This is a genomic window from Streptomyces sp. UNOB3_S3, assembly GCF_020740895.1.
Classification (GTDB): Bacteria; Actinomycetota; Actinomycetes; order Streptomycetales; family Streptomycetaceae; genus Streptomyces.
In genome coordinates, this window is the sequence record NZ_JAILXP010000210.1 from 1 (window position 1) to 12614 (window position 12614).

Annotated in this window: 12 protein-coding genes and 1 pseudogene; 4 read left to right on the plus strand and 9 right to left on the minus strand. The window is 70.3% G+C overall.

Annotation, left to right across the window (positions count from 1 at the left end; genetic code table 11):
* Positions 1-207 precede the first annotated feature (207 nt).
* Positions 208-1044, minus strand: coding sequence for a nucleotidyltransferase family protein (locus K6I33_RS21845; protein WP_229355593.1), 837 nt, complete (start codon positions 1042-1044; stop codon positions 208-210).
* A gap of 95 nt (positions 1045-1139) precedes the next feature.
* Between K6I33_RS21845 and K6I33_RS21850 the strand changes: the two genes are divergently transcribed.
* Positions 1140-1292, plus strand: a complete 153-nt coding sequence (locus K6I33_RS21850; RefSeq protein WP_229355595.1) for a hypothetical protein — start codon at positions 1140-1142, stop codon at positions 1290-1292.
* A 501-nt stretch (positions 1293-1793) separates the two neighbouring features.
* Here the strand turns inward: K6I33_RS21850 and K6I33_RS21855 are convergent.
* From K6I33_RS21855 to K6I33_RS21880, 6 genes are all read right to left on the minus strand, one after another.
* Positions 1794-2366, minus strand: a complete 573-nt coding sequence (locus K6I33_RS21855) for a transcriptional regulator (protein ID WP_229355597.1) — start codon at positions 2364-2366, stop codon at positions 1794-1796.
* A gap of 77 nt (positions 2367-2443) precedes the next feature.
* The gene (locus K6I33_RS21860) at positions 2444-3571 is read right to left on the minus strand and encodes a hypothetical protein (protein ID WP_229355599.1); all 1128 of its coding nucleotides are present in this window, start codon (positions 3569-3571) and stop codon (positions 2444-2446) included.
* Positions 3568-3951 carry a hypothetical protein gene (locus K6I33_RS21865; RefSeq protein ID WP_229355600.1) on the minus strand — a complete coding sequence of 128 codons (384 nt, stop codon included), beginning with the start codon at positions 3949-3951 and terminating at the stop codon, positions 3568-3570. Before K6I33_RS21865 ends, K6I33_RS21860 begins: the two co-directional genes overlap by 4 nt.
* A 1-nt stretch (position 3952) precedes the next feature.
* Entirely contained in the window at positions 3953-4609 is a 657-nt protein-coding gene (locus tag K6I33_RS21870; protein WP_229355602.1) for an ATP-binding protein, read from the minus strand.
* A gap of 197 nt (positions 4610-4806) precedes the next feature.
* Positions 4807-5595, minus strand: coding sequence for an ATP-binding protein (locus tag K6I33_RS21875; protein WP_229355603.1), 789 nt, complete (start codon positions 5593-5595; stop codon positions 4807-4809).
* A complete protein-coding gene (locus tag K6I33_RS21880) occupies positions 5592-7271 on the minus strand; it encodes a Mu transposase C-terminal domain-containing protein (RefSeq protein ID WP_229355606.1) in 1680 nt (559 codons plus the stop codon). The genes K6I33_RS21875 and K6I33_RS21880 overlap by 4 nt, the downstream gene beginning before the upstream one ends.
* Positions 7272-7690: 419 nt before the next feature.
* Between K6I33_RS21880 and K6I33_RS21885 the strand changes: the two genes are divergently transcribed.
* Positions 7691-10207, plus strand: a complete 2517-nt coding sequence (locus K6I33_RS21885) for a DEAD/DEAH box helicase (protein WP_229355608.1) — start codon at positions 7691-7693, stop codon at positions 10205-10207.
* 81 nt (positions 10208-10288) lie between these two features.
* Here K6I33_RS21885 and K6I33_RS21890 read toward each other — a convergent pair whose 3' ends face one another.
* Positions 10289-10567 (minus strand): DUF6087 family protein, encoded by a 279-nt coding sequence (locus K6I33_RS21890; protein WP_229355610.1) that lies wholly within the window; start codon positions 10565-10567, stop codon positions 10289-10291.
* A gap of 13 nt (positions 10568-10580) precedes the next feature.
* Positions 10581-11954 (minus strand): Tat pathway signal protein, encoded by a 1374-nt coding sequence (locus K6I33_RS21895; RefSeq protein WP_229355613.1) that lies wholly within the window; start codon positions 11952-11954, stop codon positions 10581-10583.
* A gap of 158 nt (positions 11955-12112) precedes the next feature.
* On the opposite strand from K6I33_RS21895, the gene K6I33_RS21900 reads away from it, so the two are divergent.
* Together K6I33_RS21900 and K6I33_RS21905 are read left to right on the plus strand one after the other, a co-directional pair.
* Positions 12113-12379, plus strand: coding sequence for a putative ATP-grasp-modified RiPP (locus K6I33_RS21900; protein WP_229355615.1), 267 nt, complete (start codon positions 12113-12115; stop codon positions 12377-12379).
* Between the two features lie 7 nt (positions 12380-12386).
* Positions 12387-12614, plus strand: a pseudogene (locus tag K6I33_RS21905) (hypothetical protein); the annotation flags it as partial.

Genomic DNA, 12614 nt, shown 5'->3' on the forward strand with positions numbered 1-12614 from the left:
GGTGGGTGGCATGGGGCAGAACCTCGGCAAACGGCGGCAACGGACGGGCTCATCTTCCCGCGCCGGACGAGATGGGAGCAGAAGTCTTGATCCGGTGGCGTGGCATGAGCAGGCGGGCATGGTGATGCCCGGGGGCGCGGGCAGGACACTTGGGTACCGGAAAGACCCGGGGGAGGGCCTGTGCGGTGTCGTGGCGATTGGCCCACATCACGGCTTGATCGGCCGGATGAGGAGCGCTTCCATGGGCTTGGTCGGATGGGGGGTGGGGACCTCCAGCCAGCTCTGGTGGTCGTCGAGGTAGCGCTTGAGTGCGAAGAAGTATCTCCAGCCCAGGTCGACGAAGCAGTCGACGGCGTGGTCCCGGTGGTGGAGGTGCTGGCTGTGGAGTTCGATGCGGGAGGGGTTGGTACCGTGCTGTTCCAGGCAGGCCACGGCCGCAGCCCCGGCACGCCGCAGCGGGCTGGTCTCGATCCACCTCCGGCGGATGTGGCGCCGTGCCTGTTCGTCCGTGGGCACGGCGTCAGGCAGGTCGATCCGGGTGATGGTGATCCTGCCCGCGGTGTGCAGTTCGTGGAGCTCGATGCGGACGGGGCGCGGTGGTACCTGGGCGAGGCCGGTGAACGCGTCGAGCATGTGGTCTCTGGGAGCGGTTTTGGCCTGCGGATCAGCGGTGATCTCGGCGATGCGCTGGCGGGCAAGGCTGAAGGAGTCACCGCGCTGCCACAGGAGGATCAGTTCGAAGCCCTCGTCTTCGCGCAGGTGGTCGCGTTCTTGGAACTGGAAGGAGAGGCCGCGGGTGCGCCCCCGCAGGGCCTGTTTCATGGGAATGTAGGAGTCGCGGCCGTTGATCGACGCATCAAGGGAGTGGCTCAGCCACTTCGGGTCGGTGTGCTGCACGACGAGGTCCACGTCGCTGGGTTCCAGGGCGCCGCGGGCGTAGGAGCCGAAGAGGTAGATCTCCTCGACGAGGTTGAGCGGCCAGCCGCCCTTTTCCAGGCGGTCGATCATGTCGTGCAGCAGGCGGGTCGCACGTTCGCGCTTCATCGCGGTACCCCGTTCACTGTGCGGCGTAGGCGGCGCGGAACTCTTGCGCGGTCACGAAGACCGATCCCGGCACGGCGCGGTGCTCGCCGTCCTGCATGTTCCTCGAGATCGTCTCGGCCGCCGCACGCCCGCGCTCCAGCCGGTGTGCCTCCACCGCCGCCGCGAACGGTTCGGGGATCTCCCGCTGGTCCGACCACCCCGGCTACGGCCGCCCTCCCGTACACGCCGCCGTACGTCTGGAGCCGTGACCAGCCCGGCGAGCGGGCTGCCTTGCGCATCTCCGAGCGGATCAGGTCCACCCCGCCCAGCTCGTCCGCCTCCTGTGCGGTCACGCGCAGTTCGTACGAGCCGCCGCAGCTGCCGGCCTCTTCGGGCACGGTGCGGCGCAGCAGCGGGACAAGGACGTCGACCAGTTTGTGGTGGCGGGGATCCTGGGCGAAGGACGGCATGACGCCGAGCCTAGCCAGCAGCTGCCTGGGCCACCTGGCGTTCACCGAATCCGGCCGTCACCAGGAGCGGGATAGAACGCGGCCAGATCGCAATGCTCTCCCGATGAACAGTCGTGCCTGATGGTGCCAGTCAGGACCGGGGTGCTGGTGGTCCAGTGCGGGAATGGCATATGCGGCCTCCGTGGCAGTGCCGGGAAGCGGGCGCCGAAGGATTTTACTGAATAGTCCGTAATGGCCGGGTGCGCCTTCAAGCAGACAGAAGTCGTGATCCGGTGGCGTGGCATGCGGAGTGGCTTCCCGTCAGGCGGCGAATCCGATGTTGGCGACGTATTCGTACTGGCCCCACTGGGAGCCGAGGTCGGGAAGGACGCCGGTGGTCCAGGCGTCGTCGAGGGCGCGGGGGTCGTTGTTGGCCCAGGCGGTGACGATGGCGTCCCAGCGACGCACGTTCATCTTCCGGTAGGAGACGACGCGCTGGTGCGGGCGGGCGACCTGGGACTGGTTGAGGGGGTGAATCTCTACGCGGGTACCGCCGCCGGAGTTGAGGCGCACCAGGAGGTGGCGGGCGACGTGGTGGCGGCGCACCCTGCGGTAGACCGTCTCGATGCGGTTCAGGTTGGCCTTCGTGGGTCGTTGCATTCCGTTCAGCCATGCGTTCAGGGTGCGGTCGGTGACGGTCAGTCCCAGCTGGCGGGCAATCTGGAGGGTCCGGGTGGATCGCGTCAGGTAGTTCAGGCGGGCGAGCAGGCCGCGCTTGGCGGTGACGGGGGTGGCAATGAAGCCGACGAGGACGTCCAGGCGGCGGGCCACGGCGTCGCTGCCTTTGATGCCACGAGCGCCGTACTTGCCGAACTCGACGTTCTTCTGGGGCACTTGACCTCCGTCTCCCTGGCCGTGATGTCGGTCAGCCTACGGCATGCGTCCCGGCGGCGGCGGTTCGAGCACGGTTGTCAGCCGGCGGTGTGCAGCCACTGCTCGTAGCTGACGTACTCGAAGCGGGATGCGCTGATGCCGTCGTACCACTGGATTTCGGGCGGGCCGGTCCGTTTACGTCCGGTTCGCCGGCGCGGCCAGGGCGGGGCGGGCTGAGGCGGGCGCAGGCGGCAGCGCTCGGCGAAGTCAGTCAGGTACGGCAGGGTCTGCAGCGGGCCGGTGAGAAAGAGCGCGTTGTTTCCGCGCGGGGACAGGTGGACCAGATTCGCCGCAGCCAGCAGGAAGGGCCTGGCCCAGGCGGGGACGGTGTAGATGCCGCAGTCAGCCGTGAAGCCCGGGCGGCGGGTGCGGCGGGAGTCGTGGAGGGCGAGGGCGGCGGCGCCGTCATCAAGGTGGCCGACGCGGACGGTATGGAGCTGGGCAATGGGGGCGCCGGTGAAGACGGCGGTGGCCAGGGCCCCGGCGAGCTGGGGGTAGGCGGTACGGGTGGCCAGGCGGTGGGCGATCTGGTCGATGCTGTAGGCGCGTTCGGGCACGTAGGGGTGCCGGGCTGGAGGCGGAGTGCAGGAGCAGCGGGGGAAGGTGTGGTGGGAGGCGAGGTAGGCCAGGGCGGGCACGGTGATCCAGCGGCCCTCGGCTGCGCAGCTCGGTGGCGCAGGGGCGGTGGGGGCCGGGGCCAGCAGGTCGCCCAGGTCGTGGTCGGTGGAGACCGTGTGGTGCTCGACGGGGCGCAGCGCGGTGCGCATGACGGCGGGTGGTCGCCGGGTGTGGCAGACGGCGACCAGGTGTACGCCAGTACGCGTGCGCAGGGTGAGCAGGTGGGACCAGCTTGCCTCGTCCAGGAGGTGGGCACGCAGCACGGTGAGCCGGGCATCGGGCAGGGCGAGGATCCAGGCTGCGGCAAGGATCCAGGCGGACGGTCCTGCGATGCCCCCGCTACCCGGCAGGTCGGTCGGTTTACCGAGGGCGGCGAGGATGTCGAGGACGAGCGCGGCATCGGATGCGGCGGGCGTGGGATGGACGGTGATCCGGCCGGCGGACGGATCGTGCGCGGCCAGCGCGGCGCGCAGGACGTCCGCGTCGTCGGCGGGGTCCAGGAGCACGGTGACCGGCGGCGCGGCCGGATAGATGACCTTTCGACTCATGTGGGACTCCCGGCGAGGGGGCACGACTCGGGCAGGGCGAGGGCGAAGCGCAGGTCCGGGTGGAGAACGGGGATGCACGCCGTGGAGCGGGCATCCAGCAGACGGCGCTCGGTGAGCTCGGCCAAGGCCGACGCGCTCAGCAGTGCACGGCCTGGGGCGGTGGCCAGATGTCCGCTGAAGGCCGTGGCCCGGTGACCGGTCACGTCCAGGGCGCGCAGGATGTCCCGGGCCATTCGGGCGGTGCTGCCGGGAGGGGCACCCACCGCGACGTGTCCGGCGGCCGGGTCGTGCGCGGCCAGGGCCAAGCGCGTGCGCGTGGCGTCGTCATCCGGATCGCAGATCAGCGTGACCGGTCCGGCTAGGGCAGTGCGGGTGCCCATCTCAAGGTTCTTCGCGCGGCGGGAAGGTGGTGTCCAGGACGTCCTCGAGCAGCGGGCGGGGCGCGCCTTGGGGTAAGGGGGCTTGGTCCAGCAGGCGCAGGGCGTGGTGGGTGGCCTGTGCCCAGCGGCGGAAGTTGCCGTGGCACCAGCGGACATCGAGCCGCGTCAGAGCGCCGGGGTCGGTCCCGTGCCACAGCGGGTGGAAGCGACCGATCACCTCGGTGACGTCGGTGGGGGTGAGGCGCGGCACCGTCAGCGACACGGCCGTGCGCGAGGCGAGCATCTTCTGGCGGCGCAGCACCGCCTGGCCGCGCTCGCCGACCACCAGCACGATCGCGAGACGGGCATGGGGATCGTCGAAGAGGTAGCGCAGGTACTCGAAGCAGGGCCCGTCCAGGCGCTGGGCTTCGTCCACCACCAGCAGATGGTCGCGGGCGGCCAGCGCTTCGCGCAGCGCCGCGTCGAAGACCCCCGGATCCTTCGGCCGTGCCTCAAGGTTCAGGGCGTCGGCGAGGTCCGAGCGCAGGGACAACGGGGTGGGAGCGGGACGGGGCACCAGGCGGGCCAGGCGCGCACGGCGGGCGGGCCGGGGCTTTGCGGCGAGCACGGTATCGAGGGCGAAGGTCTTGCCGACGCCGGCGTTCCCGGACAGGCACATGATCGCCCGCTGGCCGACGGTCTGCTCCAGGCCGCGCGCCAGATCCGCGAACCACGGCAGAGGTACGGTTTCGGCGCCCGTGAGCGACAGGTAGTGCCGGGGTACTGCAGGAGCTTGACGGCGAAGCGCAGTGCGAGCGGGGGCACGCCGGCGGCGAGGGGACGGTGCGGCCCGGGTGGTCCGGGCAGCAGAGCTCATCAGTCCTCCCCCACAGAGCCGTTGCTGCCCAGGTGGCTGAACGTCCACCGCACGACGTCGCGGTCCACCTGCTCACGGCCCAGACGCTTCAGGCCACGCAGCACCTGGGCGGTCAGCCAGGCCCAGTTGCGGAAGTTGCCGTGCGCGGCGTGCTCGTCGGTCCAGAGGATGTCCTCGCCCGACGCGCTCGCCCACACCGGGTGGAACAGCGGGATCGTCTCGACTACCTCCGCGCGGGTCAGCGGCTTGAAGCCCTGCCAGATGAAGACCCGGGAGGCGAGCATCGGCTCTTTGCGCAGCACCGAGTAGCAGCCGGGACCGCCGACGAAGATGAGCGCGAGCTCGGTGGCGTAGTCGTCCCACAGGTAGCGGAAGTACTCAAACGCCTCGGAGTTGAGCCACTGCGCCTCGTCTACCACCAGCGTGCGCGGCTTCGTCGCGAGCGCGTCCTTGAGGAGTCGGTCGAACTCGGAGGGGTGAGCGGGAGCGTCGCCCTGCAGACCAAGCGCGGTGAAGATCTCGTAGCGGACCGCCCGGGCCGTGGTGCGGTCGCGGAACGTGATCTGCCGTACCTCCTCGGCGGGTTCCAGCTCGCGCAGGCCGCAGTTGACCGCGAGGGTCTTGCCGCAGCCCGCCGCCCCGTAGACGCACATCATCGCCCGCGCCGCCACCGTGTCGGCGATGTTCTCCCGCGCCGCCAGCAGCGGCCTGGTGGACACCACCTGCGCACCCGGCAGACTCCGGTACAGATAGTGGTCCCCCTCCCCCGGAGGCAACTGGCCCGTCACTGCTCCACTCCCCTCTCGTCATCACCGGCCCCGCCAGACGGCTCGGCGGGCCGGCACTTGGCGCGCAGCGAGGCCGGAGTCGCCCAGTGATCGGGCGGCGCGGCGGGCGGGATCAGGTCGGGCAGCGCGAGATCGGCAGCATCCGAAAGCCGCTCCCGCTCGGCCACCCGCTCTGCCTCGGCCGCGCTCAACGCGCCCAGCCGCCGGGGCGCTTCGGCCTCGGTGACCGCCGCGTACCTGTCCCTCGTGTGGCGTGAGGCGGCCGCCAACGCCTTGGCCAGGCGCCGCTTCTCGGACGCCTTGCGCCGCCTGTGCGCCCTGCGCTGCTCGGGCGTGGCGGCGTCGGACGGATGCGCGGGCCCCAAATACTTTCCCGAGGCCGCGTCGTACACCTCGATCTCGTGATCGTGGTGCGGGATGAAACGGACGCGGACCTTGCATCCCGCCTGCGCCTCGCCGTGCATCCACTCCCCCACGTAATAGCGTTTGTTGAAGCGCACTCCGCTCGCGGTCAGCGTGCGGGTGCGGCCGTCGTCGGCGAGGGTGTACCGGTGCAGCAGTGCGCGGTCCACGTCCTCGATCGGGGTCGGGTCGGCCCGCCACGCCTCAAGCGGCGGGAGGCCGCCCAGGGCCTGAGAGGTGTGCTCGGTGTTCCACCAGGTGATCCACTCGAGCAGCAGGCGGACGAACTCGGCGAACGACAGCGGCGCTGCTTTGTCGGCACCCTTGCCGCGGGCACCTGGGCGCAGCCGCAACGACGGAGCGTGGGTGTAGCGGGGCAGCGAGGCGAAGAACATCTTCTGCGCGCACCGGTTCAGGTTCTCGATCGACCCCTTCAAATCCGGCCGGTAGGCGGGCAGGTCCTGCACCGGCACCGCGAAATGCCCGAGCGCGTCGGCCACCGTCGCGGACAGGAAGTCGGCGCCACGGTCGATCCGCACCAGTGAGGGCAGGCCGCCGATCGGCCCGTACTGGCCCGTCGGGTCCTCGTCTCTCGACAACGCGATCCGCAGCGCGGCGAGGATCGCATCCCTCGAGGGCTGGTGCGGCGTGATCGCCGCCCCCGGGACCGCGCCGGTTGCGCAGTCGATGAACCACGTCACCCACGGGAACACCAGCTTGCCGTCGAGGAGTACCTCGACGGGGATGTGTTTGTGATCCGCCTCCCAGCAGGCATTGCGCCACTGGCGGGGGCGCCGCAGATGCACGTCATGACGCCGCCGGGCCCGCTCCCCGCCCGCAAGAGCCGCACGCTGCCCGGGATTGAGGTCCAGGCGGATCGCCCGGTGCAACGTCGCCAACGACGGAACATCCGGCACCTGCCTGCCCTCGGCGCGCGCCCGCTCGGTCTCGGCCACCAGATCCCGGTGCACTGCGGCCGCGTTCCCGCACCACGCAACAAGCTGGCCGTGCAGCTCATCCGTGATCCGGAAACGGTCCCGCTCCACCGGGCCCGTACGGCCCTCACGGCCCACCTCAAGCCACCTGCGTACCGTCTTCAGCGACACCCCCGCCGAGGAGGCAACAAGCCGCACATGCTCCGCGTCCAGCTCCCCGCGCTCCTCCAGCGCCAGCAGGCGCGACACCGCCTGCTCGCGCCCCAGCCCCCCAGGCACCAGCGGGACTTCACCCGCACCCTCCGGGCCACCACCGCTGAAGAAATCCGTCTTGGCCATGCCCTGCTCCCGGCATCGACGCCCAGTACCCATCCCCCACCAGGCACTATCCGCCAACTGCCCGCGCATACAGGAAACTTAAGGAAAGAACCCGCCCCATTACTACCAGCCCACTAAAATGCCCCGCCGCTCAGGAATCTGCACCAGTCTGTCCAGCATGCCTGCACCCCGCCGTCCCGGCAACACGTCACTCCGATGACCCCAGCAGCTCCAACACACCAAACCAGACGCTCACACCCCGCCCAAGGACACCTCGTACAGACCGAGGACAAACACACCCAGATTCACAGTCAAGCGCGGCCCGAGAAATCATTCACGAAGAAGATAGAAATCCAATTGCCCGGCCCCCAGATTTCCGGCATAACCGGATTCTAGCGAACCCGAAAAGACGTCAGGCGCGAGCGAGAAAGGCAAATTGCATGCCGGGGAAAGAACTGTTTCCGCATCAGGTGGAGGCGGTCGATGCTGTCCTCCGCGCTCTGCAGTCACCCGCCAGCGGGCACATGCCGGCCGAGGGATTGCGGACCCAGGTCATCGCCGCGACCGGCTCGGGCAAGACGCTGATCGCCACTGAGGTCGCCCAAAAGCTGGCCGCGCGGCGGGTGCTGGTCCTGGTACCGACTCTGGACCTGCTGACACAGACCGCGGCCGCGTGGCGGGAGGACGGCCGTACGGGGGCGATGATCGGGCTCTGCTCGCTACGAGCCGAGGACTCCGACGGCGTGCCCTGCACGACGGATCCGGCCGAGCTCTTGGCTTGGGTTCAGGGGGTGGAGCGGGTGACGGTGTTCGCCACCTACGCTGCCGTCGGCCTTGGCATCCTGCAACGCGCTCACGCCCAGGGGCTGGGTGTGTGGGACCTGATGGTGGTGGACGAGGCCCATCGGACCAGCGGGGACGCGGGGAAGCCATGGGCAGCCGTACACGACCAGACCAGGATCCCAGCAGCCCGCCGGCTCTACATGACCGCCACCGCCCGAATCTGGGAAGTGACCGGGGGCGGCCGGGACGAGGAGCCCCGCCTGATCGCGAGCATGGACCCCGACTCCCCCATCTTCGGGCCCGTAGCCTTCAAGCTCACTCTGTCCGAGGCCGTCAGCCGCGGCCTGGTCGCCCCGTACCAAGTCGTGTGCGTCGACATCACCGACCCCGAGCTCCACGAGGCGCACCAAGTCGCCGGCCCCGGCTCAGACGCGGTACGCGGGGCGCGGCTGGCGGCACTGCAGACCGGGGTCCTGACAGCGGCGGCGCAGGAGCAGCTACGGAAGATGCTGACCTTCCACAGCAAGGTCACCGAGGCCGAGGCCATGGCCACCGGGGTCGTCGACGTCGCGCGGCGGCTCTGGGAGGACGATCCGCACCGGTTCCCGGCGCCGGAGCGGGTCTGGGCCGACTGGCTCTACGGCGACCACGCCCCCGGACACCGACGGGCCGTGCTGGACGAGTTCGCCTCCGACGTCATCGAGGACGAGGACGGGCTGCGGCCAGCCGCTCTGCGCGTGCTCAGCTCCGTGAAAGTACTGGGCGAAGGGGTCGATACAGCGAATTGTGATTCCGTTGCATTTTGCGATGCGCGGGGGTCGATGGTCGATATCGTGCAGATGGTCGGCCGCGCGCTCCGGATGAAACCCGGCGAGGGAAAAATCGCTTCGCTGATCGTTCCCGTATTCCTCGCGCCGGGTGAAAGTCCAGACGAAATACTGACCTCTCCGGCCTACAGCACCCTGGCGAAGATCCTCGGAGCACTCCGAGCGCACGACACCGACACCATCGAGGCACTCGCCGACCCTCGTGTGCGCAGCGGCAGTTACGAGCCTGAGGAGGAAGCCGAGGAGGCCGGCGAAGGCGGCCAGGAGCGGCCCGAGGGTGAGCCGGGGCCGAGTGCGCCCGCTCGGGAGCTGCTGAAGTTCAGCACGCCGCGGGACCCGGCGCTGCTGGCGCGGTTCGTGAAGCTGCGGGTGATCGAGCCGGAGAACGCCTTCTGGCGCCGCGGGATCGAGGCCGTGATGCGGTACGTGAAGGAGACCGGCGCCACGCAGTTGCGGGTGCCGTACGGCCTCGTCACGCTACAGAGCTGGTCGCCGGCCGGGTTTCCGCTGGGCACGTGGCTGGCGGACCAGCGGCGCTTCAGGAAGGCCGGACGCCTGGCCTCGGACCGGGTCGCCGAGCTGGACGGGCTCGGGATGGTCTGGTCGCACCAGGACGTCGCGTTCGAGGAAGGGCTCGCCGCCGCCCGGGCCTGGGCTGCAGTCCACGGGCACTTCCTGCCGCCAGCCACCGCCGTCTGGGACGGCTACCCAGTCGGGACCTGGGCCAAGAACATGCGCACCGCCGCACGGCTCGCGGACACCATCGCCGAACGCCGCGAAGCCGGACTCCCCGTCGAATCCAGCGCCAAAGCCCTCACCCAGGCACGGCGGGACGCCTTGGACGAGATCGACCCGGGCTGGTGCCCCGTGTGGGACACGGGGTGGCAGCGCTGCTTCCGCCTCGCACAAGCACACGCCGAAGGCGGCGGGACGGTCCCCACGGTGCCGGGTGAAGTGATCGTGCAGGGCGAAGACCTCGGCCGCTGGGCAACAGCCTGCCGGTTCAACTGGGACAGCCTCCTGCCCGTCCAGCAATGGATGCTCGAAAACGTCCTCGGCCTCACCCCGGCCGAAGAACACGAACGACCCGTGAAACGCACACAGGAAGACAAATGGGCCCTCAACCTCCGGGCAGCACGGCAGTTCCACGCCCGCGAAGGACACCTCAACGTCCCAAGGAAGCACATCGAGCACCTCGCGGAAGGCGGGCCGACAAGCCCTCAGGGCGGCGCCGAGGAGCCTGTAGCCATCAAGCTCGGCATGGCCCTCGACAACATCAGAAAACGCGCCGACAAACTCACCGAACAACGCCGCGCGGACCTCAACGCACTCGGCATGCGCTGGTGAACCCGGGGGCGCGCCACGCGGATCCCCGGCGCGCTCCGACTGCACACGATGGTTCACAGGCAGGGTTCCCCACTGGACCCTTCACTGGTCGAATAGCCGTTCGCTTACCCACTGCTGGGCCGCCTTGAGATCGGCCGCTGTACCGGCGGGGACGAAGGAGAACCCGTCCCACTCCTCCAGAGCCCTGGGTTCGTCGGGGCGGAGGTGGCTGGCGCCGCCGTGGAGTGGGCGGTGGCGGCGGTAGATGTCCAGTGGTGGGCGGCGCCGCTTGTTGTACGCGGCGAGCTGGTCGTCGGAGTTGAGGCGGGGGACGGCGCGGGAGGGCTGGTTCGGCGGCCCGGGCCGGGAATGCTTGCCCATGGAGTCGATGCTCTCAAGCCGCGACCGTCGTCGGTCGGAAAGCCGCGAGATCCGCCGCCCGGGTACGGACCGCCTCCACCGCAGCGGTGCCGTACGGGCGGGCGGCGGCCAGCAGGGTGTTCAGTCGGGAGGCGACGAGGGTGGAGTCAACGCGGGCAGCATCGTCGAGAGCCTGCCGGGCCGCGGTGGCGCCCTGCTCCGGCTCGCCCTCGTCGAAGAGAGCGGCGGCCAGACCAACGCGGTCCATGACCTTGACCCGGTCGAAACCGGGCCTGCGCAGGGCGAGGGCGTCGGTGAAGTGGCGGCTCGCCGTCCTGTGGCTGCGGTCGTGTCCGGTTTGGGTGAGGTCTCGGGCGGAGACGGCGCGGGCGCCGGCGTGCTCGGCGGCGTCGAAGTACGCGACCCAGTCCGGCACGTCGCCCAGGCCGTCCGCGACCAGGTCGTCGGCGGTGCCGAGGTGCCGGTCTGCCTGGTGCTCGTCGCCGAGGGCGGCGTGGACGCGGCCGGTCTGGGAGGCGACCAGTGCCCTGGTGGCGGGCAGGGTGGCCTTCTTCGCGGCGACGCCGAGCAGGCCGAGGGCGTCGCGAGGGTGGCCGAGGTAGATCATTTGGTGGGACATGCGGGTGACGATCTCCACCCCGCGGTCGCGCTGCCCGGCCTCGCCGGCGGCGTAGATGCCATACGACCAGTACCGCTGGGCGGTCGCGTAGCGGCCGCTGTCATGGCTGGCCCACCCGGCCAGCGCCGCCAGGTCGGCGGTCGCGGCGAAGACCCGGGTCTTCAGGGAGGGCGGGACGCCGTTTTCGATGCGGCGGGCGGCTTCGGCGAGCTGGGCGACGATCGCCGAGCGGTACAGGCCGCCGCCTCTGGCGGCGTCCGCCGTGGTGAAGAAGGCGGTGACCTCCTCCAGTGCGGCGGCGGTATCGGCGTCGAAGCCCTTGGTGGCGTGGCCCATGGCGTGGGCGGTGCCACCGAGCATGCGTTCGGCGGCGAGGATCAGCGGGGCGCCGAGGGCGAGTTTGAGGGTGTCGCGGCGGTCCAGGAAGAGGTCCATCTGCGTCCATCCGGCCAGGGTCTGGGCGGCTGCCTCGGTCAGCAGCGGGAGGGCGATCGTATCCAGCACCGCCCCGGCGGCCGTCAGGCCGAGATCACCGGGAGTAAGGGGCTGTCCGACCGCTTCGGAGAGCACGGCGGCGAGCAGTTCGGGTACCGGCGGGCGGGGGCGTTCGCCGTCGATCCAGCGGCGGATGCAGGTGGCGTCGGGTGCGATCTGCCGGTGGCCTCGGCGGACGGCTTCGGCAGCGATGCGACGGGCGATCTCCCCGTGGGACAGGCCGCTGGCGGCTACCCACAGGGCCAGGTGCGGGTTGCTGGATCTGCCGGTCATCGCCGTCTCGCCCTCCCCGACTCTTGCGTGACGGAGCGTGGTTTTTTCGCCACGGTTCGCGGCATCTACCGTACTGGCCGCAGCCGGTCCACAGGGAGGATTCTTCCCCGTGCGGAGGCGAGGGCTTCCGCTTCGTTGAGAGGGGAAGGGTGAGCATTATGGCGACTCCTACCGCTCAAGCACCGTGGGCGATGCGGCTGGTGACCGACCGGCTGCTGGCGGGCCCGCCGTCGTACACCGCGGTTGTGCTGGACGGCGCCACGCAGATGGCCTGTTACACCGACGCCGGCGGCCAGGTCATCGAGATGGGCAAGCACGGGAGCTCGGAGACCAAGGGCACGGCGTCGATGTCGGGCGGCGGGGACGGCAAGGACCCGCAGCCGCAGACACAGGACGACGTCACCACCGACTACGAATCGGACTGAGGCCGTCGTGGCTCCCCTCGTCCTGGTCATCACGTCCTTGGAGGACGTCACCGCGGACTGGGTGATCGAGACGCTGAACGAGCGTGAGGTGCCCGTCGTCCGTGTCGACCCAGCCGACATCGGGTCGGACCTGGTCTTCGGCGCCCGCATCGGCGCCAGGGGCCCGATGTGGGGCGGGCGGCTGCGGACGGTCAGCCGCGAGGTGGAGCTGGGGGAGGTGGCGGCGGTCTACTAC